The sequence below is a fragment of the Sorangium sp. So ce321 genome (assembly GCF_051530195.1).
Taxonomy (GTDB): domain Bacteria; phylum Myxococcota_A; class Polyangia; order Polyangiales; family Polyangiaceae; genus Sorangium.
The window spans coordinates 5731247-5758246 of the sequence record NZ_CP150329.1 but is presented as its reverse complement, the minus strand read 5'-3'; the positions used below and the strand labels follow the sequence as shown (position 1 = coordinate 5758246).

Below are 27000 nucleotides of genomic sequence, written 5' to 3'. Positions count from 1 at the left end.
TCAGAACGGGAGCTCCAGCACGGTCACGGAGAAGAAGTCATTCGTGTCCGAGGAGACGCCCGGTATGGAGGAGTAGACCAGCTGGATCGTGTGGTCACCCGGCTCGACGCTCGGGAGCACCAGCCACTCGGGGACAAACGCCTGGTGGGCGTTCACCACGTTCACCCCCACGTTGGTCGAGCCGACCTGGTTGCCATCCAGCTTGATGAGCATCTCCATCATCCCCGCCGACGACCGCATCCCGGAGCCAGACACCAGCAGGATCAGCCTGCCGCCGCCCGACTTGAACGTGCCCAAGACGGGCAGCGGTCCACGCTTCTGCTTGAGGACCTGGGTGACGTTCCACATCGGGCTACGGAGAGTCCCCGTCACGTTCACGTTGCCGGCGACGTTGAGCTTGTAGCCGCCCGGATCGGCCGTGCCGATGCCCACGTTGCCGGTCGTAGCATCGATGAAGAGGCGGTTATTTCCGTCTCCGTCGCCGACGCCGAAGCCCTTCTTGCCGTCGGTTCGAAGGCTCAGCACCCAGGCGGGCTTTTCGTCCGTCGCGAAGCTCTCGTAGAGGTGGATCGCCGGCTTGTCGCCGGCCGTCGCCGCCTCGATCTGCACCGGCTGATCGGCCGACTTGGCGAGGCCGTCGTCCTTCTGGTTCAGCCCCGCGTCGATGAGATCACTGAAGTTGCCCACCGTCGGCAGGGCGTTCTTGACGAAGTACGCCTTCAGCTCAGGGCGGCTCTTTTTGTTGATTTCCATGGTGGGTGATTGCCTTTCTCAGCGCTCGATCAACACGTCGTCTCGGACGCCTGAGCGTGATCCTAGGCCGCTAGTGGATGAAGAAATCGAGCTCCACCCTCATGAAGTTGATGCCCGTTACCCGCGTCTCTTCGAACAAACCCTCGCGGAGGATATCGATCTGGTGCTCCCGCGCCGTGGTGAGGACCGCGTCGGGCCTCGTCGTTCCAACGAAGGCTCCGCTCCCGTCGGCCGGGGGCGGCACCCTCTGGAAGCTCTCTCCGTCGTCGCTGCGAAAGAGCTTGATGCCCGCGACGAAGTCCACATAAGGGCGGCGCTCGACGAAATCGACGATGCTGTTGGCGTAGATCCTCCCGCCGATGGCGAGATCGGCGCCCTCGGCGTAGGCCCAGGGGGCGAGGAACCGGTTGAGATCGTCGTTGAGCCGCTGGGTGTAGTAGGCGTCGTTGCCGTCGGCCCGGAAGCGCACGCCGAGGCGCACGCGGACGGCCACGTAGTGGGCGTTCACGACCGCGATCGAGGCGGAGGCGGGGGCCCGCGCCGAGAGGTGCTCCCGCACGTCCGCGAGCAGGTTCGCCGGCGCCTTGGGCTCGAAGGGATCGGCCGGCAGCTTGTTCCGGACATCGGGGATGACGACGACCTGGACCCTCCCGGGCTCGCCGAGCGTCGCAGGGACGCACTTGGCGCGGTAGATCTCCGGAAACCGATCGAGGACCAGCCGCTCGTAGTCCCACACCGTAAGCGCGCGCTGCTTGTGGCGGAGGCGCTCGCTGACGCGCGTGGCCCAGGTGTCAGCGGCCTCCGCCGTCCGGCCCCCGTAGGAGGTGTCGGGCTGGCGCACGCCCACGATCTGCGGGATCGCCGAGCTGAGCTTGGTGATGGTCCCGGCGGGGAGAGGCTCGCCGAAGTGATCCGGCGCATTGTCGTGGTCGACGAAGGTGGCGGACACCGCCTGGGTGTGGACCGCGATGGTGTCACAGAGGCTCCGCGTGTCCCGCTCCACGGCGGCGCGGATCCAGTAGAGATCGCCGCGCAGGCGGGTGCTGGGCTCCACCGGAGCGAGGGCGAGCTCGACGATCCCGGAGTTGATCAGGCCGCGCGTCGTATCCGAGATGAGCTGGTGCTCCAGGGCAATCCAGCGGTCGCCGCTCAGGTAGCTGAAGCGGACGGGCTGCGGCGGCCGATCCAGATTGGCGCTGCCCTCCGCCATCTGGAAGAGGATGGAGACGGTCTGGGGCGGGGAGATGTCGCGCAGGCCGAGGTAGAGCTCGCCGTCGTTCTCGTACTCGGGCAGGAAGGGAAGGCCGGCGCTCGATCGCTCTCTCTCCCCATCACAGGCGCCGAAGGGATGAACGTGGAACACCCGATCGACGGGTGTTCCGCCCGCGGCGCGCGGCGCGCCGTCGAAGCGGAGCTCCAGCGAAGACGCGTAGTCGAGCGTCAGGCTCTTCAGCTTCGGCGTGTAAGGCGGGTTCACCTGATACGCCGCGGCGTCGACCTTCGCCGGGTCCTTGGCGACGGCGACCGACAGGGCGAGCGCCTTGCTCGACGCCACGCCAGGGTAGCTCCCGTGCTGGAAATCCGGGGCGTTCAGCTCCCATTGCAGGTAGCGCCGAGAGGTCGACAGGTCCTGATCGAGCGAGCCCTCGACGAGCGCCTGGGGATCGGCCGCGCCGGCCGCGGCGAGGGCGGTGGTGACGGCGATCGAGGTCGGATCGGAGCTCTTGGCGCCGAAGAGCGGCGCTGCCTTGGCGAGCTCCGTCGCCCCGCGCCCGTCGATCAAGCTGACCCTGGTGGTGAAGGTGAAGGGGGCAGACGGATAGTTGGCGTAATGGGCTGCGAGGTCCGCCGGCGCCCCCATCCACTGGAAGTTGAAGGCCAGGCTGTCGAGCTTCTTGCCGGCGACCTCGGGGTGTCCCAGCAGGAGGCGTGAACCGACGTCCGGCGCGCTGCCGAACGGCTCGAAGGGCTTCTTCGCGTCCAGCGTCGTCTCGTCGTTCTGGAGCTGGATGGACTTCAGCCCTTGGACCTCCACCTTGACGTGCGCGGACACCATCAGGAGGTCGCCGAGCTCCCGGTAGCGGATCACGTATTTCTTGTCCGCCTCGCTCCAGATCGGCCGGAGCATCAGCCGCAAGACGGGCCACGGGCTGTCTATCCCCGCGAGCCCCGAAGGCGGCGCCGCGATCGGGTCGACGCTGGCCCCCAGGGTCAACGTGAATCGAACCCCGAGCGGATTGTCCTTGGGAGTCGTGCCGGTCAGATCCTTGTACGAACCGGTCTGCACCCCGACCGAAGAGCACTCGACCCAGCCCTTTTCGGTGCTGAGCTGGAAGAGCAGCGGGAGCTCTCCGCTCTGCGGGAAGAGGCCCTCCAGCGGAGAATGTGCGGGGCTGAATCCCAGGGTGAGCGTGATGATGCGCTGGCCTTCGCCGAGCACCAGCAGCGGAGAGCAGAGGGCCCAGCCGAGGACGGGCGCGGGAGCGGGGCCCGCGCTCGAGGAGGGCTGCGCCACCCCGAAGGTTACCCATGCGGGAGCGCCTCCCGCGGTGCCCTTCGGGCGGCTTGACACCGTGGTGGCGTCCTCCGCCGAAAACAGGTTGAACCACTCCTCCTTCTCTGCGGGCGGCTCGCCAAGCCGATTGCGCTGGGCGATCTCCAGGAGGACATAGATCTCCTCCCAGTCGTTCGTCGTCGCGGACGACTGGAGCTTGGCGAGATCCGACTTGCCGAGATAGGGCTCGAGGCGTTCCATCGCGGCGGGGTCGTCCTCCGGGCTCGGGGCCTCGCCCAGCACGTACCGGATCAGGTCCACGAGCCGCGCCGGCGGAGCGCCCTCGTGGAGCCGCCGGAGCTCGTCCCTGCGGTCCTTGCGGAGCTTCTCCCGGTGGGCCTCTTCGAGGATCGGAAATACCTGGTTCCACTCGTTCTCCGGCGTGTCGAGGATCTCGCCCATGGCGCTGGCGAAGCGCTCCGCCGGCACGTGGACGTACGCCTCGAGCACCAGCACGCCGCTCCAGTACGGCTCGATACCGTCCGTGCCGACGGCGGCCTTGGCGTTGTCGGCAAAGGCCGTGACGTCCGTGGGCACCAGCCGGTAGGTCGGATCGTTCCTCTTCTTCTGCCCGGCGCTCTCGAGGATGCGATTGATCTCACCCCACGCGGCGTCGAACTGCCTCTTCCGCTGCATCATCTGCTCGAAGTCGGCGGGCACGAAGCCCAGCGTCTCCTGGATGAACGCCTGGACATCGTCGCGCGTCCGGTACTCGTAGAGATCGTCGACGGTGCTCACCTGGGGGAGCGTGCCGTACGTGAAGGGCCCCACGGCCTCCTGGAGGTTCGCCTCCAGGTCGCGCGAGCTCCGGGCGAGCGTGAACGGAGCGCCCCTCTTCTTCGTGCCGGCGAGCTCCAGCGCGGCGTAGATCTCGATCCACTCGGAGGGCGTCTCGGCGCGCAGCTTCTTCCGGTTCATCAGGTCGCGCAGCGTGGGAGGCGACATGAAGAAGTCGCTGTCCGAGCGCTTCACGAGGGCGAGAAGGCTCGTCAGCTTGGCGTAGTCGACCACCGCCCCGTCGCCGGGATAGGGCGGCAGCGGATCTCCGATCGCGAGAGCGAACATCGCCGCGCACGCCCGCGGCTTGTCGTTCGCGTAGCGGCTCGTGACCTGGCGGAGCCCCATGCGCCGTCGATCGATGAAGAGAGAGCTGATCTTCTCGACCTGCGCCCGGTTGACGACGAGATCCCGATCGGTCGTGTAGATCCGCGCTCGTCCCAGGCTGTCCGGGCCGGCGTCGAGGAGCGTTCCGCCGGGCAAGAGGACCTCTCGGCCGCCAGAGGCGAGATCGACGATCAGGTTGACCCGATCCGGGATGGGCGGCCTCCGGGCCATCCGCAGGACCTGGCGATAGTAGAAGTCGAGGTGCCGTCCGGTCAGCGTGTTGAGCTCGGCCCGGGATTTCTCGAGCAACTGCAGGAACGCCAGGAAGAGGACGAAATGCGGCCGATAGAGCTCGGGGGCGGCCTCGGGGGTGAACTTCTCGGGGTTCTGGAGGAACGCCGCGACGTCCTCGAGCCGGAGCTTCGAGCCGACGAATCCGCTCCAGTCCCCATCCGGCTCACCGCTGGCATTGTAGTACGTGAGCTCTTTGCCGTAGGCGCGCGCGAACGCCAGGAGCTCCCCGGACGTGCGCTCGTCCACCGAGACGTAGCCGGGATCGAGCGCGGCGAGCGCGCGCCCCACCTGGCTCGTACCGTCGCGCTCTGCGCCCTCAGGCTCTTTCGACGTGCTCGACATGACTGGCTCTGCCCTTCAACGTGAGTCGGGGATCCGCGTTCGCGGTCCCCTTCAGGTGCCCTTGAAGATCTTGTTGGTCGTGGTGAACATGCCTTTGCCCTGGTACTTCAGGGTCGCATCCGGGATCGGCGGCCCCGGCCCCTTCGGCGGCTGCTTCGCCGGGTTCTGGACCTCGAACGTCGCGTCAAATTTGGTCCCTTTCAGGAGGACAGCCTTGTTACCTGTCTTGGTCTTCTTCGCCTTCTGGTCGCTCCCGAGGGCGGCAATCTTCAGCGTCCCTGTGCCCGGGATGGAGTACCCCGGAATCACGTAGGAGCAGTTGGCGACCGAGACCTTGCCCTCGTCGCCCTCGACGCAGAGCTTCTTCCCGTTCAGCGTCGCCGGGCCGCTCCCCTCGAGTTTTCCGGGCCTGGGCAGGACGAGCGCGGCCCCGAAGGAGAACAGGAAGATCGCCTTGTCGCCGTCGACGAGGATGAGCTTTTTTGTCATGGCGCTCTCACCCCCCGGGGAGGGTCGCCTCCGTGAGATAGAACGGGAAGACCATGTTGAAGCGCGAGTTCGTATCCCTGACGGTGTAGTTGACCCCGATGAGCACGCAGCCCGGCTGGGTGTCGCTCTCCGCGACGTCGATCCGATCGACCTGGATCCGGGGCTCGTGCTCGAGGATGGCGTCCGTCAGGAGCCGCTCGATGGTGTTGATGAGCCCCTGATCCAGCTCCTCGAACACCAGGCTCGCGAGGTCGCAGCCGAACGTCTCCTGCAGGACCCGCTCGCCCGGCGAGGTCCCGATCAGGATCTGCAGGCTCTGCTGGACGTCGGCGGCGCCGGAGACCATCTCCACGTCTGCGCCGCCGCGGCCAAACGAGGGCGGGAACGCCCAGCCTCGACCGAGGAAAGAGCTCTCAGGTAGCATCCGGCTCCTCCGGGGCGGGCTTGGCGCCGAGCTGCTCCCTCGCCTGCTGCTGGAGCTTGGCGACCAGCGCGTAGACCCTGGCGAACTGGAGCAGACCCACCCCTTCCAGGATCAGGTTCACCTCGTCCACCGTCACCGAGAGGTGGAGCTCTCTCACCGCTTCTTCTGATCGGTTCATTTGATGTTGACCTCCTTGCCGGTGATCGTGACATTGCCGTCGATCTTCAGGTTCAGGTCCTTCTTGCTCTCGATCTCGATCCCCTTCTCGCCCATGGTGATCGAGTTCCCGTGCTGGTCGGAGAGGAGGATCGACTTCGCGCTGTCGTCGATGACCAGCTTGTTCTTGTTGGCCGTCTCGATGGACACCGACGCCTTCTCTTTATCGGGGTCGAGGAGCGTTATCTTCGTCCCGAACTTGGTGACGATCCCGCTCTTGTCGTTGTCCTTGCTGGGATCTCCCATCACGTCCGGGGGCGCGTTCTTCGACCCGAAGAGGGCCCCCAGGATCACCGGGCGGCGCGGATCGTCGTTGAAGAAGCCCACCACCACCTCGTCATTGGGCTCCGGCCGGAAGAAGTACCCGCGCGCCTTGCCTGCGTTAGGCGCGGCGAGCCGGGCCCAGACCCCCTTGCCCTCCTTCGCGTCGACCCCCGGGAGGATGACCTTGACCCGGAGCTCCTTGTCGGGATCTTCCTCGAAACCTGCGACGACGCCGATCTGCAGGCCGCTCACCGCGGGCAGGAGCCCGGCCGCCGGCGTGTCGCGGATATCCTCTTTGCGGCTGAACGCTTCGGGCGAGAGCCCGAACTGCACGTCGGTCCGCCAGCCCAACGCGTCGACCCGGTGGCGGAGCCCCGTCACCAGCGTCGTGCCGTTGAAGCGCTTGCCGATCCCCTCGACCTCCATCACGTCGAGGAGCCCGATGTCGGCGAAGCCCGGCACCGCGATCCGCCCGCGGAGCAGCGCCATGCGGCTCCTCGCCATGCGGGCGTCGGCCCAGGCCTGGAGCTCCTCCGCGGCGACGGGGACCGGGTGGGAGAGCGTGCAGGTGCCGTTGCCGACCGCGTCGCCGAGCTTGCCCCCGTCGAGGTTCCCCAGGGTGGTGCGGACGCTCTTCGCCTTGCTGGCCGCGGTGGGCTTCTGCTCCTTGGGATCCCAGGCGACGCTCTCCACGGCTCGGTGCTGGTGCTCGGCGTCGGCCTCGATCTCCACGTCGAAGATCTCGCTGATGCCATAATCGAAGCAGTGCTTGGGCGCGTCTTTGACCGCCGTCTTCCGGAGCGAGACCTTGCCGTCCTCGACGACCACGAGGAGGCCGAGCGCGCCGGCCCGCAAGAGGATGAAGTCCCAGGGCGTGGAGTGGTATTGCACCATCTCCGCGTGCTCCAGCTTGGGCTCGTCGATGGTGCCGACCTCGACGCTGGCCGCCCCGAGGAGCTCCTTCACGATCGCCTCGTCGGTCATCTTCCGGAAGACGGCGCTCCGCCGCGCGGTGGTCAGCTTGACGGCGGCGTCCTTGATCCCGATCACCAGGACGGAGCCGTCGTCGCCCGCCTCCACCCCGTGCCGCACCACCATGCCCTTGAAGACGCACTGGTCTGCTTCGCCCTCGTACCGGAGCTTGATCTCTATCTTCGCCCCCGGCTCGAAGAAGCCTGTATCGCTGATGGCGAACGCCCGCTTCGCGGCGTCGCCGTCGCGCACGCGCAGCTCCGCCTGGGGGATCCGGTCGACCTCTCTCCGGATGTCGAGGGAGAGCAGCTCGTAGGCCGGGTCCATCGGCTTACCGTTGCTGAGGATGGTGGGAGTCACCGCGGGCATGGCGTCATCTATCCTTGCTGGAGGCCTTGCTGGAGGCCTTGCTGGAGGCGTCGGCGACCAGGTTGGCGAGCGGTGGAAAGAGGATCTGCTGGCCGGGGATCAGGCTCCTGAAGTTGTCCAGGCGGTTCCACCGCGCGACGTCCAGGTAGGCGGCGGACGAGCCGTAGATGTCCCTGGTCAGGAGCGGCAGCGTGTCCCCGCTGCGCACGATCCGGCTGTGCGTCAGATCCGGCGACGTCTTGCCCTCCTCCCTGGCGCGCGCCTTGGCGGCCTTGTCGGAGATAAGCGTCACCTGGAGCTCGGCCCGGAGCGGGGTGCCGTCGCGCTCGAACGCGGTGTACTTGATCTCGGCCGAGGAGAGGCGACAGGAGAAGATCAGCGATCCCCACTCCACGAGCAGATAATTGGGCTCGTGGATGACCCCGTTGTACCGGAAGGTGACGTCGAGGAACGTCTTGACGCGATCCTTCACGGTCTTCCGCATCGGCGCGAGGATCCCTATCGACTCCACGCCGGTGCCGTCGACCACCAGGGTGAGCGTGAGCGCGCGCGGCTTGCTCCCGCTATACGAGAGCTGCGGCCCGCTGGTGCCCACCCCCTGCTTGGCCCCCCAGTTGATCGCGTAGCTGTCCGAGAAGGACGCCGGGTTGAACATCGCCTCGAACGGCGCCGCGCTCGGCTGCCGGCGCGCGGCGTCCTTGAAGGCTTTGATCTTGAGCTTCTCGAGCTTGAAGAGGTTCAGTCCCACGATCATCTCTCCTTTGACGCCCTGAGGACCCGGAGGACCTCCTTGACCGCCGCCTCGACCACGGCCTCCTGCCCGGCGGCCGTGATGTCGGGCGCGGCGCCGCGCGCGCGCGGCGCCCCCTCCGGGGGCGCGACGACGGCGCGGATCACCAGCTCTTTGATCTCCACAGGCATGTTCATACCCTCATGATCTGCATCCGGGCGTAGGCGAGCTCGAGCGACTCGATGAGCAGGTCCTTCGGCTCGGCGCCGAGGTCAGAGGTCGACCACTTGACCGGATAGGCTCTGAAGAAGAACCAGGCCGACACCGGGACGTACGCCTCGTTGAAGAGGGTCACGAGGACGTTCGAGGTCGCGAATTTGAAGAGGGACATGGCGGCGTCGAACTCGAGGCGCAGCGGCGAACCCACCACCATGCCGCGCTCGAGGACGAGGTTGCCGAACTCGACCCCCGAGGGCAGCGGCTGGGTGTAGAGGTTCTGTCCGCCCTCCGCGAGCGGCGTCGTCTTCACCGTCGCCGAGAGCCCCTTCACCTTCTTGAAGCGGATGTCGAGCGGGTTTGGCACCACGCCGCCGGCGAAGAAGAAGACGCCGAAACGGAAGCTGGCGAACATCTCGCTCTGCGGAGCGAGATTCGGGATGGCAGCGCTCATGATCCTGACCTCCACCCCTTCGGCCCGGGGCCCGGGGCGCCGCGCGGCGAATCCGCGCAGCGCCCCGGATCTCGGCCGGGGGAACCGCCGTTGTCGCGAACGTCAGAGCCTGACAACGGAGACCTCCCTGACCTGCAGCTCGAGCGTGTCCACGACGACGTCGTTCGTGGCGGCGCTGAAGGTCGGCGCCTTGAGGCTGACGGGGACCGCGACGGCGACCCTCCAGGCGAGCACCGCCGCGCCCGTCGCGTCACAGAGGCTGACCTCCATGCTCCGGCTGTCGTGCTTCTCCAGCCAGCTGTAGAGGAACAGCGGATCTGCCCCGAGGACGGTGCCGCGCTTGCAGGTGACGGGCCTGAACCGCTTGGAGTTGAACGTCTGGATCACGTGGCCCTCCTGGAAGCTCAGGCCGTGCGCGTACGTCACGTGCTCGCGCTCGACCGCGAGACCCGAGACCTCGGTGAAGCTCATCGAGGTCTCGTCCACCTTCACGCGGAAGTTGTACGCGGCGAGCGGGTAGCTCGTCCGCTGCATGTCCGTCGACTGGGCCATCGCGCCGCTCTACGCCTCTTCGATCAGGATCGAGTCCGCCATCAGCTCCATGCTCTCGATGGCGGCGTCGTTGGACGTGGCCGTGAAGGTGGGCGCGTCGAGCTTCGTGGGGAAGGCGTTCTGCACCTTCCAGCTGATCACCGCCTCGCCCTTCTCGTTGCAGAGGCGGACGTAGATGTCCTTCTTCTCGACCTGGTTCACCTGGATCGCGCTGATCCAGGCGTAGAGCGTGGCGACGCTGGTCTTCTTGACGATGCCCTTCTTCAGGGTGAGCGTCGGCGCGGCGCGCTGCGCCGGCATGTTCATCACCACCGGGCCGGGCGCCGCCCCGCCGGTGGGGCTCTCCTTGTAGGTCGTCGTCTCGCGCTTGATGCTGAGCCCGGAGATCTCCGAGAAGCCAACCGCGGTGCCCGCGATCTCGACCCGGTAGTTGTACGACGGGAGAGGATACGCGGTGATGATCTCGCTCTTGGTCAGTGCCATGGTCTAGGCCTCCTGCAGCTTGTGAGAGAAGCGAAGAACGACGAACTCGGCCGGTCGCACGGCCGCGATCCCGATCTCGACGATCATCCGCCCCTCGAGGATGTCCTGGCTGGTCATCGTCTTGCCCAGGCCCACGTTGACGAAGTAGGCCGCCGCCGGGGAGGCCCCGGCCAGGGCGCCGCGCTCCCAGAGGCCGTAGAGGAAGCTCTCGATCATCCCCTTGACCTTGAGCCATGTCGTCAGGTCGTTGGGCTCGAAGACCGCGAAGGAGGAGGCCTTTCGGGCCGACTCCTCGATCATGATGAAGAGCCGCCGGACCGAGACGTACCGCCACTCGTTGTCGTTGCCGGCCAGGGTCCTCGCCCCCCACACGATGGTCCCCTTGCCGGTGAACGCGCGCACGGCGTTGATCGATTTACCCGCCGTCGGATCGACGTTGAGGGCGTCCTGATCGTCGTTGGTGACCTTCAGCACCGGCCCGATGACGGCCGAGACGCTGACGTTGGCGGGCGCCTTCCACACGCCGCGGTCCCGGTCGACGCTGGCGTAGATGCCCGCGACCGCCGCGCTCGGCGGGAGGACGATCCGCTCGGCTGTCAGCCTGGTCTTGACCTGCTGATAGGTCGCCGTCTGGCTGGCCTTGACGGTGTCGAGGGCGACCCCGTCCGCCGCCCCGATCTTGATGGAGACGTCGGCGTCCGCGTACGCGTAGCTCAGGGAGGTCTGGAGGTACGGGTGGTAGGCGGCGCCGTAGGCCAGGTTGCTCGTCCCGATCCCGTCGCGGAACACGTCGATGTCCTCCTTGCCCGTCTCCGCGTCCTTCTTGACGTCGAGGATCGCAAAGCGGTCACCCAGCTTGTGGCACTGGGCGAGGGCCGCCTGGCACAGCTCGTGGTAGTCCTCGGCGGCGAGGCTCACGGCGTCGGTCAAGACGATCAGCGTCGGCTCGTCCTCCTTCTCGAGCAGCGTGAGGCCGGCGGCGATGTCGTCCTTGGCGGGCGGCGACGTGTAGTCTCCGACGGAGACGACATAGCAGGTCCCGCCCCCGTTCTTGAAGTAGTGACTCAAAGCGTAGTACAGCAAGAACCCGGAAGCGGGGCCCCGCGTCACGCCGGTCACCTGGGACTTGGCGTCCACCGCGACCGTGAAGCTCGCGAGCTTGGGCCCTCCGAAGAGCTGCTCGTACTCGAGCAGCGTGCTCACTCGGGCGATCGACGGGCCCTTCTCGGTAGATGGGCTCTTCTCGGTATATCCGATGAAGGCGGGGACCGCGGTGGAGACCTCCGCCACCGAGGGCGGCAGAGTCGATACCTCTTCCACGTAGACACCGGGCGTCTTATAGGCAGACATCGTTCCTCAATCTCAGGGGGTTTGAAAGGGTTGCGCTCGATACTTGACGATCTGAAACAGCAGATCCTCCTTTGCAGGGCTCTGCATCGATGGATTGGGCAGGGGACCCGCTACGCGGTCGGGGCCGAGCCGGAGCTCTATGCTCTTCCTCGGCTCCTCGCGCGCGGCGACGGGCTCGTCGGAGACGAAGTAGACGCAGCGCATCCCGGGATACCGACTGGCGATCTGCGCCGCTGTCGGGTCCGCCGGATCGAGGGTCGCGGCGCTGAAGCGCAGCGCGCCTTCGGCCCCGGCGGGCGAGGCGTCCACCACGGTGAGCTCGCCCCCGGCCGGCGCCATGTCGGTGACGCAGTAGTAGGCCCATCGCGCCCGCCTGGCCTGGAAGCTGACCTGGAAAGGGGCGGGCCGCGGCGCGCTCCCGGGGCGGATCTCGACGGCGGCGACGATGCCTGGCGGGAGCCGCGGCCGGGCCGGATCGGCGGGGGCCAGCCCGAGCTCGCCGTCGGTCCCCGCGCCGGCGTCGGTGAAGACCGGCGCCGCGCGCCCGCTGATGCCGGTGAGGTCGGTGACGACGGCGAAGTCGCCGCCCCGGACCTCGATGTAGAAGAGCAGCGTCGCGTCCCCCGGGAGCGGGAGGAAGGGCTGCCCCGCGGCGTCGAACGGTGAGAGGACGCGGACTCCCTCGGGGCCCGATCGCACGATGCAGCGATGATTGCGGAGCAGGCGCGCCGTTTCGTCGCTCGGCTCGATCGCGAAGTCCGGGCACCGCTGGTCCGCGTAGAACGCGTGCTTCAAGAGCACCTCGATGATCGCGACGTGCTTCACTGGTGGATCCTCTGCACCGGCTCGCTGATCTGCGGTGCGACGACGCCGTCCTCGTCCCGGAAGACGACCATCCGGACCTTGTAGAGGAGCGAAGGCTGATAAGAGCTCCGGAGGACGCCCCAGAGCTGGTTCTGCTCGGAGAGGGGGAGCGTCAGCAGCTCCATGGTGAGCTTCTCGATCCTGTCGCTCATCGCCGGTGTGCTCGCGTGGTCGAGGACCCGATGGCCCTGGAAGAACTGCAGGATCAGCGAGATGCACCGCAGGCCTTGCTCGTAGTCCTTGAAGCGAGCGGCGAAGAGGACGTAAGCGTTCATCTGGATCGCCGGCTGGACGCGCTGCGTGGTGCCGTCGGCCAGCGTCGACCGGAACGGGTCGGCCGGCCTCAGCGTGTGATCTTCCTCGAGGTTGACCAGGAGGAGCGTGACGGCGCCGAGCTTGAGATCGAGGCTGTCCACCTTCTCGCTGTCGAGGAAGACGACTGGCCCCTGGTCGGGCACCGGGCCGCGCCAGCCCGAGCTCGCGGTCAGGTGCTCGTTCACCGTGTTCTTGAGCAGGACGAGGATGTCGCTGATCACGGCTGACGACCCCTGGAGCTCTGATATTGTCCCGCTTCCATTGGCTCTCATCCTTGAAGATCTTGGGTCATGGCGTCCGCGACGCGGGGCCTGAACGTCAGGCTCCGTCGGAGCGGATCGCCCCGATGGAACGGCGCTTCGAGGCCCCGCGGACGACGCCGTGGTCTTCCGTCGGTGCTTGTCTCGACATCGGTAATAGCCAGCGTCAATCGGGCTGACAACTTAAGGTACTTTAAGGTGTCTCATTCAGCGGCGTGACCGGGCCGTATCGTGCCATCGTTCGCGCAGCGGATCTGGAGCGAGGAGGAGCGCCGCGGCTCGACGGGTATGGAGAGGATGACCAAGATCGTGGAGAACGCCGCCGACCTCGAGCGGGAGCTGACCTGGTTTCGCAGCGTCCTGGAGGCGCGGATCAAGATCCATTTCGGCGAGGGCGCGACCGAGGGGAGCGTGCTCGACCTCGCGCCGCCCGATCTCGGCGGGTCGAGCTCGGAGTACGCCGGCTTCGTGCGGCGCCATCAGCTCTCCTTCGTCGAGCGCCTCGCCCTGGTGCTCGCCCTGGTCCCGCACCTGCGGCCCCAGCTCCTCGACGTCTGCTTCGCCCGCGAACCCACCGTGGATCGGAGGCTCACCGAGCTCGGTGGCGTCCAGCTCAGATCCGACGGCGAGCTCCTGCCCACGGGCGAGACGCTGGCGTTCATCGTCGGAGGTGACGACCTCGCGCTCCGGTTCTCCGTGCGGCTCATCCTGGATCCTCAGCACCTCTTCATCAGGCACGGCGTCCTCAGGCTCGGGGGCGGCGACGAGGTGACGCCGATGAAGGCCCCCCTCCGGATCTCGGAGGAGCTGCTCTGTCTCTTCACCACCGGCGAACCGCGGCGGCAGAGCCGCGGGCCCGGCTTTCCCGCCCAGCAGATCGAGACCCGCGTCAACTGGGAGGACGTGGTGTTGCACCCCGGCACCCGCAAGAGCCTCGAGGAGATCCAGACCTGGATCGAGCACGGAGGGACGTTGATGGAGGAGTGGGGAATGGCCTCCAAGCTGCGCCCCGGCTACCGCAGCCTCTTCTATGGCCCGCCGGGCACGGGCAAGACCATGACCGCCTGCCTGCTCGGCAAGTCCACCGGCCGTGAGGTCTACAAGGTGGATATCTCCCTGGTAGTGTCGAAGTACCTCGGGGAGACGGAGAAGAACCTCGGCCGGGTCTTCGACCAGGCCGAGCACCAGGGCTGGATATTGTTCTTCGACGAGGCCGACGCGCTCTTCGGCAAGCGCAGCGAGACGCGGGACGCGCACGACCGTTACGCCAACCAGCAGGTCTCCTTCCTCCTGCAGCGCATCGAGACCTTCGACGGGATCTCGATCCTGGCCTCCAACCTGCGCGACAACCTCGACGACGCCTTTGCGCGGCGGTTCGAGTCGATCATCTACTTTCCGATGCCGCGCGCCGAGGAGCGCGTGCGGGTGTGGCGGCAGGGCTTCTCACCCAGGGCGAGGCTCGACGGCTCCGTGGACCTGGAGAAGATCGCGCGCGAGCACGAGCTCGCGGGGGGCGCGATCATGAACGTGATCCGCTACGCCTCGCTGCAGGCGTTGAGAGAGGGCGGCCGTCCCCTCACGGTAGAGGACCTCCTGCAGGGCATCCGGAAGGAGTATGCCAAGCTGGGGAAGGCGGGTTGAGCGGACGCCGGCGACGCCCAGCGCCTCGCGCACGGCGTCGCTGGGGGTCGCCCGCTCCATCACCTTGCCCAGCCAGCCGAGGCCGCCCCAGCCCGTCCCCCAGGTGACGATCTGGTTGTCGTAGGTGTTGATGGCGGCCGTGCTGCCCCCGCGCGCCTGGAACGCGCGGAAGGCGCTCAATCCCCCGACGAAGCGCGCTGGCGCTGACTCTCTTGGCGCTCGTCCGAGCCGTCGGCGTTCTTCTTCTTTTTCTTCTTCTTCTTGTCCTTGTCCGTGTCCGTGAACCGCAGCGCTGCGATCAGGCGCCCCAGCACCTTCGCCACGATGCTGCGCTTTACGCGATTTTCGTGACCCTTGAGCCCTTTCTTCGCCTGCGGCTTGAGCTCCGCGCCCGCCGGCTCCCTGGCGCGGCCCTCCGCAAAGGCCGCCGTCAGCGTGTCGTGGGTGACCATCTGCGACTTGAGGGTTGCCTTGGCATGGTCGGACAACCCGGCGAGCGCGCGGTCGTAGTGCTCGTCGAGATCCTCCTTGCTCGCCGTCATCTCCCACTGCCGGCCGTTCCACTCGGCAATCTTGATCTTGTCCGACCCCCGCGGCAGCGTGGGATCGCCCGTGCCTGTGTCCCCCCGCTTCGGCACCGATAGATAGATGGCCGTGCCTTCGCCGCCGAGCGGCGTCTTCCCGCTGCTCGGGGCTGCGCACATCTCCTGGATCAGATCCGAGAAGGAGCGCTCGTTTTCGAGCGTCTGGCCGTACTGCGGCATGGTGTTGCCGGTGAAGGGTGGGTCCGCGCTCTTCGCCCTGACTGCGTATCCCAGATCTTTGTATTTCTGGACCAAGGCGTCCGTCTCGGCCTTAGACCCGGTGGCGCGCACGGCGATGTACGCCACGTCTTTGCTGGTCATCGTGGAGGCCATCTCCCTGATGAGATCGCTGCGCGTGGGATCATCGGCGAGCTTCGCGATGCGTTCGAAGATGCGCGGGTCGAGCGGCACCCGGAGCGTGTCCCGGAGGTCCTGGTTCATCGGCGACACCACGGAGAATAGAAAGGGCACCGGCTTGTCGGCATCACCGTCCTTGAACAGGTAGGGTGTGTCCTTGTAATCGAGCCCGAACTGGCTCACGACCTGGTCCGGCGCAAGGTTCTCCGAGTGCCGCAGAGATGCGCCGAACCCGTAAAACGCGGGCGGCTTGTTGCCCTTCAGGGACTCGGCGACACTGGCAGGGGGCACGACCTTGGCGAAGGGTTCATCATTGCGCTGAAAGCTCGCGTAGTTTGTTGCGGCCATGGCGGTGATGATCTCGATGTCGAGGTCGCTGTAGGCCTCCGGCTCGGTCTGGCGCATGTCGGCCTTGAACTTCGCGACGAGCCGGTCCGCGTTCTGGGTGTAGGTGGTGAGCTCCTCCGGGGTGGCCGTACCCTTGCCGATGCGGTCCACGAGATCCTTCGAGATGCCGTAAAGCGTGCCGTACTTGTCCAGGATCTTCTCCTGGGCGACCTGGGCGTATTCGAATTCGAGCATGGTCTCCTCCGTGGAGACGCCGCCGCGACCGGCCCGGGGCCCCCCCGGGCCAGCCGCGGCGACGTCGATCGCGTCACGCACCGAGCTTGGCGACGATCGCCGCGAGCTTGTCTTCGATGCCGCCGAGCCGGACGTCGAGCGCCAGCTGCTTGCGCTCCAGATCGGCGAAGTAGTCGGTCACCACCTCGTCCGCGTCGCCCAGCGGGAGCACGCGCATGTCGCGGCCGAAGCCCATGAGCACAGGCCGCTCCACGTACGTCACCCGGTGCAGCACCCGCCAGCACTTGTTCGGCTTGGCGGCGCGCGCCTGGCGCAGCGCGCGCGCCTCTTCGTCGTTGCTCATCAGCCACACCGGATCCACCACGTAGCCGAAGAAGTCGGCGAAGTGGTCCGTGCTGCCCTCCAGGTAGAACGTCATGAACCGATAACGATCCACCTTCTCCCCGGGCACGAGCGGGTTGTCCTGCGGATCCGTCAGGCCTCTCTTCTCGACGCCCGAGAGGTCCACGCTGAGCTCGAGGCTCTTGCTCGTGCTCAGCTTCTTGCTGTTCGCGTCCACCTTGCCGCCCGAGCCCACCAGCGACAGGTTGAATTTGAACGCGGCGACCGCCGCGTCGACCGAGCCGCCGGCGCCGCCGCTGTGGCTCGTCTCCGTGCTGATCGAATGCTCGATCGTGCTGGCGAAGCTCTGCTCCTCCGCGCGGAGCCCGCCGTCGCCGTCCCACACGTAGGTGTTGACGACGTTGCGCTTGCCCGCCTTGGTCTGGATGTTCTCCATGCGGAGCTGCCAGTCGGCGAAGGCCCCGCCCGCGCGCACCCTTCCCTCGAGGCTCTTGTGCTTGCCCTTGATCTCCGCCTTGCGCTTCTCGGCCTCGCTCTTGAGCTGCTTCTTCTTCTCCTCGTTTTGCTCCTTCATCGCGCCCAGATCTGCCTTGTCGCCGTCCAACGGCACCTCGGGGTTGTCTTCGGCGACGCTCGGAGCGTTCTGCTCGCCGAGCGCGTCGAGCTTGTCGACCTGGTCCGCGCTGAAGTTGTAAAAGAAGCTCTCTCGCTCCTTGTCGTGCCGTTCGATCGCGTCCTTGAGCGCGTAGGCCTGCTTGAGCCGGAAGTAGCTCGCCGGGTAGAGCGAGCCATACTGCGAGCGCATGTCGGGCACGTGCGGGTAGAACGTCGGATCCGCGGGCATCGATCCGACCATGCCGTCCAGGCTCCCGTTGAGCGTGTAGGTCGGGTTGATCAGGAACGTGATCGTGTTGACGTCGAGCGGCACGCCCTCGACCGGCCGGATGTCGTAGCTCACCATGCGGCCGCTCCTCTTGAGCTTGGTGACGAAGACGTCGGCCATGCCCGAGATCACCAGCGCATACCCCACGTTCTTCGGCACCCAGCGCTTGCCCACCAGAGGACAAGAGGCCTTGTCCTCGGCGATGCCCGAGAGCGTCAGGCTGTCGCTCATGGCGAGGCTGGACGACGCCGTGACCGATGTGTCCTTGGTGCCTCTCTTCTCGAAGCCGTAGTTGAAAGTCGCGCCTGCCTGGCCCTCGCTGAGCTTCGTCTCGACCTCGGCCCCCACGCCGACCGACTGGTTGACCTCCCAGACGCCGCCGAGGAACCCGTCCATGTTGAACGCCTCGTGGGTCGTCTCGCTGCGCTGCCAGCTATAGCTCGTCTCGTCCGACTGCCTGAGGGTGACCGCCGTGGCCCCGTTGTAGTCCTCGTCCACCGTGAGGTTCTCCGAGGGAACCGGCGGCGCGCCCTCGATGTAGCCGAGCAGCGTCGGGTTGATCTGGGTGTTGCCGACCCATTGCAACGTCAGCTCTTCGACCCGCTGCTCGGGCAAGAGCTGCACGTCGCCTCCGGTGGCGAACCCGAAGAAGCGCCTCATCAAGGCCTGCTTCTTCCCCTCGGGGCTGACCTCGACCGAGCTGTATTCCGCGGTGATCAGGCTCTCCGCTCCCCCCGCGGGCAGCGAGGTGGTGAGGAGCAGCTTGGCGCGCTCCTTGAGCTCGCCTTGGTACACGCCCGCCTTCTTGTCCTTGACCTTGTTGTCTTTGCTCACCTCGTCCAGGGGGTAATAGGCGACCAGGTTCGCCTCGGTGCCCGCGACGCGGCGCCGCATGGTCGCGCGAATCTCGGCGTCTGTGCGCACCCCGTCCCAGATCCGCACCTCGGCTATGTCGCCCCTGAAATTGAACTTTCCCGAGGGGGACCTGCCGAGCGTGAGCGGGCCGGACACGCTGACGTCGGCCGTCGCCGTCACCTCCCCGACCTTCACGCCGTCGCAGTAGATGCGTTGCTTCTTCGTCAGGTGATCGTACGTGCCGCAAACGTGGTGCCAGTCCGCATCCGTGCAGACCAAATCCCCTTCCAAGACATTGCCAGCGAATACCAGGGAGATCTTGTTGGTCGTGCCGAACGCGACAACGATGACCACGCTGGTGCTCCCGTGGGCAATGGAGACGATGTTCTGTTGCTGGCCCATGTCCGCGCCGCTGCGCCGCGCCCAGCACTCGACCGTGAAGCTCTTGCTGGCCAGCGTGACCGTCGGGCACTGCACGTACGAGCTGCCCCGGTCGGGCAGGGTGAGCACCTTGCTGCCCGGATTGCCGATGTTGGCCGTGCGGCCCACCCAGTCCACGCCGACCATCGTCCCGTGCGCCAGGCCGCCGGCCGAGCGGTCGGATGCGGTCTCGCCCGTGCCTTCATCGAAGGGCCAGTAGCCGATGAGCCCCGGCTCGTTGCCCGAAATCGACGCTCGAGCGTGGGCCGCGACCTCGGCGTCGGTCAAGCCGAGGTTCCAGATGCGCACCTCGCTGAGCCGGCCAACGGGGCTGCCTCCGGAGGATGCGTTGCCGAGGATCTTGATGTCCATGGCCCGCGAGGTCGTGATCGTCGCGTGCACCGGCGCGCCCTTCACGAGGCCATGACGCTTGCTGGACGTGAGGTCTTTGACCTTGCGCACCCCTCCTTCGTCGATGTCGTCCATGCGCCAGTAGCCGACGAGGTCCTTCTCGTCGCCTTTGAGGGACCTGTAGACGTCCTCTCGAACATCCTCCATGGATCGGGCCGAGCTCCAGATAGACACCTCCGCGATGTCGCCGTTGAAAAAGCGGCCGTTGTTGGCGTCGTCGTAGCCGATGTACATCGGGCCCGAGTCCTCCTGGATCATTCCGGCGACGGCGAGCTCCGCGACGAACTCCCCGTCGATGTAGAGGCAGATGTAATTGCCGTCGAACGTGCCGGTGTACAGGTGCCAGCCCTGGATGTCGGCCGGCGTGAAGCTGGCGCACCTCCAGTCCTGGCCGCTGATCCAGACATAGAAACGGATCGTCCGGCTGTCTTTAAGGGGGTGCATGATGAACGCGTCCCGCTTGCTCACCAGGAAGCCATCCTCCTTCCAGTTCGGGGTCGCGCTGCGCGCCCAGATCGACACCGTGATGGCCTTCGTGGGGTTCGTGTGCGCCGGTACCTCCACGTAGTCCGTCGTGCCATTCAAGCGGATGGCCGGCTGCAAGGTCTCGCGGCTGCCGATCTTCTCGCCGTCCGCGTAGAAGGCGGTCGTGCCTCTGCTCGTCGCCACCGCGACGTGGTGCCACCCCGCCGCGAGCGCCCGCCCGAGGTCCACGCCGCTGTCGAAGACCCAGCCATCGACCATCAGCCCCAGCCGGCTGCCCTCTCGCACCAGGAGCGGCACATCGAGCGTGGTGTCCGCGCTGGCCACCACGTTCGTGCCATACGCCGTTCCATCGTCCTTGGTGGCCAGGGGGTACTGCACCCAGGCCTCGCAGGTCCACCCGTACGCAGGCAGGCTCACGGCCTGGGCCAGCGTCACCTTGTCGCCGCTGTCGCGAATGTCGGCAGAGGCGCGCACGGCGTCGGGCAGCCACTGCTCGAACGTGGCGTTGCGGCTGTCCGCCGCCGCGTCGTAAGGGGTCGCGCGCATGCGGCCCTGCGGATCGAAATAGGTGAGCAGCACGTTGCCTTCGCAGCTCTCCGCGAGCCGAACCCTGCCCGTGGGCTGGGCGAAATCGAGCACCGCGCCGGCCGTCACCAGGTTCCGATCGTCCGTCGCGATGGCCGGCATGGTCGCCGGCGGGGTCTTGACGAGCCCGTTCATGAACGCGGTGTTCATGGTCTTGACGTCCTCGCGGTACACCTTCAGGTCGGCCTGCGCGGTCGTGAGCTGGCTCTGCAGCGTCGCGAGGTCTTCATTGTCCGTGAGCATCCTGCCGAGCTCATCGACGCGCTCCTGTTTCGATTGGATCTGCAACTCGAGGCTCTTTACCTTGTCGTTCGTGGCTTTGACGAGCTCCTCGGCCTCTTTGGTCAGCTCGCTGGTCTTCAGCACATGCCACTTCTGGTGATTATTTTGGGCGTTGTCCCAGAGCTGAAGCGCCGCTCCGTCGTGCGTCGCTCCCCATGCGATCTCGACGTAGAGGTTTTCATTGTGCCTCGGATGGAGGCTGTAGTAACTCGCGCTGGCATTCAGGCAGCGGAGCTTCCACTGCATGTGCGACACCGCGCTCAGCGTTCGGATCCGGAGGTCCGCGTCCTTTCCTCCGCCGTCCAGCACGGTCAGGGCCAACCCGCTGCGCTGTTGCAGGATATGGAAGTATCCGTCTCCGCGGTCCTCGAACCGCCAGCGCTGATAGTTCAGGTCGTTCTCAGCCCATGGGCCGTACTGAAGGACGATCTTATCATCACCAGCGGTCATGTCCTTGCCACTGTTCAGGTTGAGCACCCGCTGGTAGTAGCTCCACGAATTGTCCTTGATCGCTTGGCACTCATTCTGCGCTGTGGCCTTCTGCGACTGCAGGTCCGGGATCGTGATGGTCTCAAGCGTGTTTTTCTCCCTGATGTAGCGCGCTCTGGACTTCACCACGTCGATCCGCTCCGTGAGATCGCGAATCTGCTGTTCGACGCGGCTCACCTTGGCCTCCGCCCTGTCCACCCTGGTCAGGCTGGTCAGCACCGCCTGCGCCTGCGCGGGCAAGGACGAGAGCGCCGTCACGTCCGTGTAGCTGTCGCGCGTCACCGCGTCCGAGATCAGACGGATGCGGTGCTTGCGAACGTCGATCGACGTCCATTCCGTGGCCGGCGGTGAGCTTTCGGTCCCCCACTTGCCGCGCACGTCCGAGATCTCGAAGGCGCGCATGAGGCTGACCCCATCCGGCACCACCACCCGGCAGGTGGCCTTGTACCAGCCGCCGCCCAGGCTCGCAAAATCGCTCTGCTGCACGCTCCCGGCCGGGAACTCCTTCCTCTCCTTGCTACCGCGGCTGCTCTTGCCCCAGTACGAGAAGGCGAAGAGCTTGAGCCCGGTGCCGTCAGCGTCGCTCGGATCGAACGCCACGTCGGGCGAGGTCACCCGGAACTCCAAGCTCTCTTCGTAGACGCCGCGCTGGCTGACCGCCAGGAGCTCTTCGCTGCCGTACTTGACCACCTTCATGCCCGAGCCCGTCGCGCGGTTGAGGCGCAGCGCGCCTGCGTAGGGATCGCCGTACACCACGGCGTTTCTGCCATGGTGCGAGAAGTCCGGGATGATCGGCGGCTGCTCTTCGTAGACGATCGCGCCCATGCGGTAATAGGCGGCGAGCCCGGTCTCCTTGCCGCTCAGGTTCACGTGCATGGTGGCCTTGACGTCGGCCGCGGACCGCGCCTCCTCCCAGATCTGCACGCCGGAGATCTCGCCGAAGAAGCCCTGACCGATGGTGTGCGTCAAGCCCGCGCTCACCAGCTCCGGGTTGCCCTTGAACGAGCCGTTCCGCTTGTTCGGCGAGAGATCGTCGGGGTCGGCGTCGAGCGGCCAGTAGCCCACGAGGCCGCTCTCCTTGCCGGTGAGCTTGCGGTACATGTCCGCTTGAATGTCGGCCGCCGAGCGCGCGGAGCTCCATATCTGCACGTCCGCGACGCAGCCATCGAAGTAGTCGGTCGGGTTGCCATAGGTAGCGCCTGCCTTGACGATAGCGCCTGCGCCGATACGCATGGGTCGGGTTGGCGGCGTGTATGCGGCCGTGAGGGATCCCTTGAGGATCCCATTCTCGTAGAGCTGCCACTTCGTACCATCGTAGGTGATCGCGAGGTGGGTCCATGTCCCATAGTCCACAGGCGGCCCCAAGAAGAAGCTCCACGCGTTGCCGCTCCCCACGCGGCAGTTCCATCCACTGCTGTCGTTGGCCTCGAGCACGAAGCCCGTGAAGCCGTTCCCACGACACGACAGAGGCGACTGATAGCGGCCCTTTCCTCCCGTCGCCTTGACCCACGCGGCCACCGTGAAGGTACCGGTGAGCAACGCCGCGGCGCTGGGGACCTCGATGAAGTCGTCCACCCCGTCGAACTTCATGGTCCTGGCGAGCTTCGCGCCGGGCGCTGCCGGAGGCACGATCTGCGGGTGCACGAAGGCCGTTCGCTGCCAGGCCGGGCCCTTCGAGCTACCGTGCCGTTTGGCGGGCGACATGTCCTTGACCGTCCCGTCGGCGAGCACCGTCCCGTCGTCGAGCGGCCAGTTCCCGAGGAGCCCCGCTTCGCGACCGGTGAGCCGCCGAGTCATGTCCTCGGCGATCTCGGCCTCCGTGCGCGCACGGTTCCAGAGTCGCACGTCAGCGATGCCGCCCTTGAAGAAATAGTAACCGCCGCCCAGCGCTCCGATGATCCAGGAGCCGCTGCCCTGAAAGTGAGCGGTGGTCACGTTCTCGGTGACGAGCGCGCCGTCGCGATAGACACGCTGGGTGCGAGTCGTCGCGTCGTAGGTGCACGCCCAGTGGTGCCATCCAAGATCGGTATACGCCAGCGGGGTAGTCGCGTCATTTCCCCAGAAGGCGAACACGAACACGTTGGTCTCGCGGAAGCCTATGTGCACGCACTGATTCGTGGCCTGCGGGCCTTGGGTGATCGCGAACTCCTTGACGTCGACACGGTCCCGCTTGATCCAGAGCTCCACGGTGAAGCTCTTGTTCGCGACGTCCGGGGGAGAATCCTTGATCGCGACGTAATCGTCCACGCCGTCGAACTGGAGAACCCTGTGGCTCAGGTGGCAGGGCGCCCCTGAGGCGATGACCTGCTGCGCGACCTCGACGCCGTCCCGGCAGAGGGCGATCCGCGTCTCGCCTCCGGTATTTGTGACGTAATCGACCGAGCCCGCATAGTGCACCCACGCGTTGACGGGCATCGCGTTCGGGTCAGTCACGGTCCGCGCGCCGCCGTCGCTCATGCGCACGACGAGCTTCACCTTGTTGTCGCTGCCCAGGGCGAGGTCCATCATCCCGCCGCTGTCGTTCACAAGGCTCTGCTCCAGACCGTCGGCGGCGTCCACCCGCACCCAGGCCGAGAACGTGCGGCCCAGGTCCCGCGCCGGGCTCGGCGGCATGAGCTCCAGGTCCGGAGTCTCCACCCGGTCGTTGCCATCCATCCGCAGCCCCCGGCGGACGACCTTGCTCAGGTTCGCCGCTTCGCCCGTGAAGTACGGCGCGTTCAGCACGAAGGCCTTCTTGCTGGCCACGATCGACGCGATCGGGAAGATCCCGTCATACTCCTGGGTGCCGGAGATCTGCACCTCGTCGCCGACCTTCAGATCGTGCGCCGGGCACAGGATCATGAGCTTCCCGTCCGCGGTCTTCTCCGCGCCGACGACCATGTTGTCGAACACGAGCCCGGTCTGCTTGTCCGGCGCGACCTCCCAGAACCCCGCCTCGTTGTTCTCGAACCTGGCCGCGACCTTGAACGTCGCGCCGTCGACGCTGAGCACCTTGTAGTGCCCGTCGTAGCTCTGGGTGCCTCGGATCTTCACCTTGGCTCCGGTCTTGAGATCCGCCGGGAACGCGTCCTTGGACCGGATCTGGAGGTTGTCGTCGCCGCCCCGCTCGGTGGCGACGATGGTCCCGAAGGGCGGCGGCGACGCGTCGGCAATCTCCTTGATGTCGTCGAACAGCGCGAGCGGCGTCATGACCTCGCGCTGCTCGCTGCGCAGGATCTCGCTCGTGTCCGGCGTGTGGTCGATCTGCGACAGCGCGCCGTCCGCGGCGAGCGCGAAATCGAGCACCGCGGTCTTCACCACGTCGCTGCCGGTCGCCTTCACCGGCACCGCGAGCATCACCCGCATGGTGTCGCGCATGAGCTGCGGACCCGAGTCGGTGATCACCTCTTTTTGCAGGTCGTACGTCGTCGCCGACGGGCCGCCCGCGACGGTCAGCTCCTTCAGTTCGATCGTCCGGCGGACGATGCCCGGGATCGACTGGTAGATGGTGTTCTTCGGGTGCGAGGGGTCCTGCCGGGCGTAGAGGTAGTCCTTGACGTCGAAGAGGCCGTTGTCGTCGGCGCCCACCGTGTAGAGGACCAGCTTGCTCTCCTTCGCGTCGTGGACGAACAGGTGCCAGCGGTTCCGATCGCTCTCGGCGGTCGGCACGAAGACGGGCGAGAACCACCCGCTCGCCACCGTGCCGACGAAGCCGAGCTCCAGGGCGCCTTCGTAGAAGTTGTTTCCGTCGATGTCGCGGTAGTCGAGGTTGTCGAAGCTCCCGCCGTGCTTCGAGGCGGCGGACTCCTGCGGCTTGAGCCGCTGCTTGCTGCGCCGGAACCGCACCTCGAGCCTGGGCACGAGCTCGTTGGTCATGCCGTCGAGCACGAAGCGGTTCACGAGGATCTTGCCGCCCGGCGATTGCCGGAACACGAACAGCTGATTCACGGCCGACACGACCTGTACGGGCGCGTCGACGCTCTTCACGACCTCGTCCGAGGCGCCGTACACGCTCTTCACGAGGACGTTGCCGCCGGCGTCCGAGAGGGTGTTCTTTTCGCGCTCGATGACCGACGGGTCGGGGATCGACTCGCCGAGCCGGAGCTTCTTCCAGCCCTCGAAGCCGAACGGGTCGGTGTCGTCGTTCAGGGCCGTGTCCTCGAAGCCGCTGCGCTTGACGGTGTACCAGAGGGTGCCGTCGAGACCGGTGCCGAAGCACACGACCTTGCCATCGTGGGTGATCGTGCTCACGTGCTGGATTTTCTGATCGCTGAGAATCATGCGCGCCTCGCCAGAAGGGGTGCTCGATACAGACCTCCACCCTCCGGCCGACAGATGAGCGGCGGCCGTCGCGACAGGTGCAGGCTCGACGCAGCGGCCCATCCATTGACACGGAGGGCGCTGCTTCACCCCTCACGACGTCCGGCGCCGGCGTTCGTGACGGTTGTTTGGTCTTAAACGTATTCAAGGTGAGCGAGGCGGGGGACGCTCGCCTCGTCGCGCGCAGCGCTCACCTTGATTTCTCTTAAGATGACAGGGCTCGGCGTCGTGCGTTTCATGGGGGCATCTCTGTGCGACAGAGGGGTTCGCCCCGAGGACCGCGACAATGACCATGGAAGAACACATGAACCAGGACGAGCCTCTCGACTTCGGCGGCTCGTCGTCCGTGACGGTGGGCGTCTCGTTCCGCGCGCGCCTCGAAGGCGACACGCCGAGGGGCGCGATCCAGGCCTTGCTGCGGTCCGTGGGCAAGGCCCTGTCAGCCCACTTCGAGGGCCGCGCGACAGCGCGCCTCGACGTCGAGAGCGCAACCGCCACGGTGACCCTGCGGATCCCCGAGCCGGAGGGCAGCACCAAGGTGTGCGACGCCTCGGTGACCTTGCTCGCCGACGAGCTCATCGAGGACGAAGAGCTCGTTGTCGTCCCGCGGATCCGCGCCGAGATCTACCGCCGGAAGGACGATGTCGACTGGCTCGCCCGGGACGCGTCTGCGGACGTCGAGAGGCTCGCCGGGGAGATCGAGGACGTGCTGCTGGCCATCTCGCCGTAGCCGGGCTGCGCACGTTATCGCGAGCGCGCCGTGCCGCGCCCGAAGGAGGATCCACCGTGAAGATCGATGATGACAGGAAGCCCTCGCCGGCCCGACTCGTGATCGCGGCGCTGGCCGCGCTCCAGCTCACGGCGTGCGCGAGCGTCGCGACGGTCACGCTCGACCAGGCGATCAAGGAGCTCGCGCCGGACTACCGCGCGCGCACGCCGGCGAGCGGCGCCGCGGGCCTCGGGCGCCGTCTGCTCGGGGACCAGCCCGAGACCAACGCCTGCTTCGACGGGGATCAGGACACCGCGGCGCCGAGCTGGTCCCTGGTGGCGCTGCGCTACGGGGACGTGCGCGACGGCAGGCTCTCCGCCGACTTCGGCGGCGCCCTCGCGGTCGCCCCGGCGGCCGGCGCGTCCTCGGCGCGGAGCGCCAGCGTCACGCTGACGGACCTCGTGGAGAGCAGGCTCTCGGCGGTCTACATGAACGCGAGCGGCGCGTGCACCGGCCTGTTTGCCGAGGCGGGGACGAGCTACGTGAAGGTGCTGACGCGCGCGATCAGGGCGGGGACGATCGAGGTGGCGGCCGAGCAGTCGACCACCGCGGCCCTCTCGATCGACGCCGCCGCGCTCGGAGGGGCCTCCGTGAGCGCGTCGAGCTCCTCGGGCCGGAAGCTCCAGGGGGCCTCTCTCTTCTTCGCGGACTATCCCGAGTGCTTCAGCGTGGTCTACGACAGGAAGGACTGCGCCGGTTCGGCCGTGGGTCCGGGCCACGCCTGCGACCTCGACGCGTGCTCGTTCAACGTCGCGGCGCTCGACACGGGCGGCGCGTCCTGGGCGGGGAAGCTCTCGTGCGAAGGCGGCGCGGCGCTCGATCTCGGCGGCGCCCTCGGCGCGTGGGGAGAGGCTCAGAAGACGGCGCCTGGCGTGGCCTACAACGTCCGCGTGCTCCCCGGCGCCTGGCTGGGGACGGTGAACATCGACCTCCGGCGCTGGGTGACCCGCTCGGAATCACCCGACAAATGCGCGGCCCCCGGGGGCGCGCCCCACCCGGGTTGATCGCGA

The 27000-nt window shown here is 66.9% G+C and carries 19 protein-coding genes; 3 read left to right on the top strand and 16 right to left on the bottom strand.

The features are described from left to right. The 14 genes from WME89_RS21145 to WME89_RS21080 form a co-directional block, all read right to left on the bottom strand. Positions 1-753, bottom strand: a complete 753-nt coding sequence (locus WME89_RS21145; RefSeq protein WP_438010930.1) for a hypothetical protein — start codon at positions 751-753, stop codon at positions 1-3. Positions 754-823: 70 nt separating this feature from the next. Continuing rightward, on the bottom strand, positions 824-5047 hold the full coding sequence (locus tag WME89_RS21140) for a baseplate J/gp47 family protein (RefSeq protein ID WP_438010929.1): 4224 nt from the start codon (positions 5045-5047) through the stop codon (positions 824-826). A gap of 51 nt (positions 5048-5098) precedes the next feature. Beyond that, positions 5099-5536, bottom strand: a complete 438-nt coding sequence (locus WME89_RS21135) for a hypothetical protein (protein ID WP_438010928.1) — start codon at positions 5534-5536, stop codon at positions 5099-5101. A 7-nt stretch (positions 5537-5543) separates the two neighbouring features. Beyond that, positions 5544-5960: a GPW/gp25 family protein gene (locus WME89_RS21130; RefSeq protein WP_437575248.1), complete on the bottom strand. Its 417-nt coding sequence runs from the start codon at positions 5958-5960 to the stop codon at positions 5544-5546. Next, positions 5950-6138, bottom strand: coding sequence for a hypothetical protein (locus WME89_RS21125; RefSeq protein ID WP_438010927.1), 189 nt, complete (start codon positions 6136-6138; stop codon positions 5950-5952). The genes WME89_RS21130 and WME89_RS21125 overlap by 11 nt, the downstream gene beginning before the upstream one ends. Beyond that, positions 6135-7781, bottom strand: coding sequence for a type VI secretion system tip protein VgrG (gene vgrG, locus WME89_RS21120; protein WP_438010926.1), 1647 nt, complete (start codon positions 7779-7781; stop codon positions 6135-6137). The genes WME89_RS21125 and vgrG overlap by 4 nt, the downstream gene beginning before the upstream one ends. 4 nt (positions 7782-7785) lie before the next feature. Next, positions 7786-8529 carry a CIS tube protein gene (locus WME89_RS21115; protein WP_438010925.1) on the bottom strand — a complete coding sequence of 248 codons (744 nt, stop codon included), beginning with the start codon at positions 8527-8529 and terminating at the stop codon, positions 7786-7788. 2 nt (positions 8530-8531) lie between these two features. Beyond that, a complete protein-coding gene (locus WME89_RS21110; RefSeq protein WP_438010924.1) occupies positions 8532-8708 on the bottom strand; it encodes a DUF5908 family protein in 177 nt (58 codons plus the stop codon). Then, positions 8705-9181, bottom strand: coding sequence for a phage tail protein (locus WME89_RS21105; RefSeq protein WP_438010923.1), 477 nt, complete (start codon positions 9179-9181; stop codon positions 8705-8707). The genes WME89_RS21110 and WME89_RS21105 overlap by 4 nt, the downstream gene beginning before the upstream one ends. 102 nt (positions 9182-9283) lie before the next feature. Continuing rightward, on the bottom strand, positions 9284-9733 hold the full coding sequence (locus WME89_RS21100; RefSeq protein WP_438010922.1) for a phage tail protein: 450 nt from the start codon (positions 9731-9733) through the stop codon (positions 9284-9286). A 9-nt stretch (positions 9734-9742) separates the two neighbouring features. After that, on the bottom strand, positions 9743-10216 hold the full coding sequence (locus tag WME89_RS21095) for a phage tail protein (protein WP_438010921.1): 474 nt from the start codon (positions 10214-10216) through the stop codon (positions 9743-9745). 3 nt (positions 10217-10219) lie between these two features. After that, complete coding sequence (locus WME89_RS21090; protein ID WP_438010920.1) at positions 10220-11566, bottom strand: phage tail sheath family protein; 1347 nt, start codon at positions 11564-11566, stop codon at positions 10220-10222. A 12-nt stretch (positions 11567-11578) separates the two neighbouring features. Continuing rightward, positions 11579-12391, bottom strand: coding sequence for a hypothetical protein (locus WME89_RS21085; protein ID WP_438010919.1), 813 nt, complete (start codon positions 12389-12391; stop codon positions 11579-11581). Continuing rightward, positions 12388-12966 carry a DUF4255 domain-containing protein gene (locus tag WME89_RS21080; protein WP_438010918.1) on the bottom strand — a complete coding sequence of 193 codons (579 nt, stop codon included), beginning with the start codon at positions 12964-12966 and terminating at the stop codon, positions 12388-12390. Before WME89_RS21080 ends, WME89_RS21085 begins: the two co-directional genes overlap by 4 nt. A gap of 336 nt (positions 12967-13302) precedes the next feature. Between WME89_RS21080 and WME89_RS21075 the strand changes: the two genes are divergently transcribed. Continuing rightward, positions 13303-14646: an ATP-binding protein gene (locus WME89_RS21075; protein ID WP_438010917.1), complete on the top strand. Its 1344-nt coding sequence runs from the start codon at positions 13303-13305 to the stop codon at positions 14644-14646. Between the two features lie 176 nt (positions 14647-14822). Here the strand turns inward: WME89_RS21075 and WME89_RS21070 are convergent, their stop codons facing one another. Both WME89_RS21070 and WME89_RS21065 read right to left on the bottom strand, forming a co-directional pair. After that, positions 14823-16169: a hypothetical protein gene (locus WME89_RS21070; RefSeq protein WP_438010916.1), complete on the bottom strand. Its 1347-nt coding sequence runs from the start codon at positions 16167-16169 to the stop codon at positions 14823-14825. A 73-nt stretch (positions 16170-16242) separates the two neighbouring features. Then, positions 16243-25152, bottom strand: a complete 8910-nt coding sequence (locus WME89_RS21065) for a LamG-like jellyroll fold domain-containing protein (protein ID WP_438010915.1) — start codon at positions 25150-25152, stop codon at positions 16243-16245. A gap of 355 nt (positions 25153-25507) precedes the next feature. Between WME89_RS21065 and WME89_RS21060 the strand changes: the two genes are divergently transcribed. Both WME89_RS21060 and WME89_RS21055 read left to right on the top strand, forming a co-directional pair. After that, complete coding sequence (locus WME89_RS21060; RefSeq protein WP_438010914.1) at positions 25508-25951, top strand: hypothetical protein; 444 nt, start codon at positions 25508-25510, stop codon at positions 25949-25951. 56 nt (positions 25952-26007) lie between these two features. Next, positions 26008-26994 (top strand): hypothetical protein, encoded by a 987-nt coding sequence (locus WME89_RS21055; RefSeq protein WP_438010913.1) that lies wholly within the window; start codon positions 26008-26010, stop codon positions 26992-26994. Positions 26995-27000: the final 6 nt, after the last annotated feature.

Bases quoted from the DNA above. Each gene is read 5' to 3' on its own strand.
- WME89_RS21145 (WP_438010930.1), bottom strand. From the start codon at position 753: ATGGAAATCAACAAAAAGAGCCGCCCTGAGCTGAAGGCGTACTTCGTC.
- WME89_RS21140 (WP_438010929.1), bottom strand. From the start codon at position 5,047: ATGTCGAGCACGTCGAAAGAGCCTGAGGGCGCAGAGCGCGACGGTACG.
- WME89_RS21135 (WP_438010928.1), bottom strand. From the start codon at position 5,536: ATGACAAAAAAGCTCATCCTCGTCGACGGCGACAAGGCGATCTTCCTG.
- WME89_RS21130 (WP_437575248.1), bottom strand. From the start codon at position 5,960: ATGCTACCTGAGAGCTCTTTCCTCGGTCGAGGCTGGGCGTTCCCGCCC.
- WME89_RS21125 (WP_438010927.1), bottom strand. From the start codon at position 6,138: ATGAACCGATCAGAAGAAGCGGTGAGAGAGCTCCACCTCTCGGTGACG.
- vgrG (WP_438010926.1), bottom strand. From the start codon at position 7,781: ATGCCCGCGGTGACTCCCACCATCCTCAGCAACGGTAAGCCGATGGAC.
- WME89_RS21110 (WP_438010924.1), bottom strand. From the start codon at position 8,708: ATGAACATGCCTGTGGAGATCAAAGAGCTGGTGATCCGCGCCGTCGTC.
- WME89_RS21105 (WP_438010923.1), bottom strand. From the start codon at position 9,181: ATGAGCGCTGCCATCCCGAATCTCGCTCCGCAGAGCGAGATGTTCGCC.
- WME89_RS21100 (WP_438010922.1), bottom strand. From the start codon at position 9,733: ATGGCCCAGTCGACGGACATGCAGCGGACGAGCTACCCGCTCGCCGCG.
- WME89_RS21095 (WP_438010921.1), bottom strand. From the start codon at position 10,216: ATGGCACTGACCAAGAGCGAGATCATCACCGCGTATCCTCTCCCGTCG.
- WME89_RS21090 (WP_438010920.1), bottom strand. From the start codon at position 11,566: ATGTCTGCCTATAAGACGCCCGGTGTCTACGTGGAAGAGGTATCGACT.
- WME89_RS21075 (WP_438010917.1), top strand. From the start codon at position 13,303: ATGACCAAGATCGTGGAGAACGCCGCCGACCTCGAGCGGGAGCTGACC.
- WME89_RS21070 (WP_438010916.1), bottom strand. From the start codon at position 16,169: ATGCTCGAATTCGAATACGCCCAGGTCGCCCAGGAGAAGATCCTGGAC.
- WME89_RS21060 (WP_438010914.1), top strand. From the start codon at position 25,508: ATGACCATGGAAGAACACATGAACCAGGACGAGCCTCTCGACTTCGGC.